The organism is Pauljensenia sp. UMB3104 (assembly GCF_030217285.1).
Taxonomy (GTDB): domain Bacteria; phylum Actinomycetota; class Actinomycetes; order Actinomycetales; family Actinomycetaceae; genus Pauljensenia.
In genome coordinates this window covers 1-345 of sequence record NZ_JASONN010000123.1, presented here as the reverse complement: position 1 = coordinate 345, position 345 = coordinate 1, and the positions used below count along the sequence as shown (strand labels likewise).

The following is a 345-nucleotide window of genomic DNA, read 5'->3' as shown; positions in this document are numbered from 1 at the left end:
CTGGGGCAGATATGCACGTGGGGGCGGATTCGAAAATCCGCCCCCACTGTCATCTTGGCCTATACGCCGGGTTCTGTACCGCTCGCGCGGCGGCGACCATCCATCTACGTGCGCCATTGCTGACGCACTCTAGCAATCCACCCGTGCCCTAGACGAGGAGCCTGACGGGGCACTGTCTGATCTTGCTCCCGGTGGGGCTTGCCGTGCCATGCCGGTCACCCGGCACGCGGTGGTCTCTTACACCACCCTTTCACCCTTACCTTGCGGCGGTTTACTTTCTGTTGCGCTTTCCCGCGGGTCACCCCGGGTGGGCGTTACCCACCACCGTCCTCTACGGAGCCCGGA

1 other RNA gene is annotated in these 345 nt (G+C 64.1%); it reads right to left on the bottom strand.

Features of this window, described 5'->3' with window-relative positions:
- Positions 1-46: 46 nt before the first annotated feature.
- An RNA gene (gene rnpB, locus QP415_RS11025) (RNase P RNA component class A) lies at positions 47-345 on the bottom strand; the annotation flags it as partial.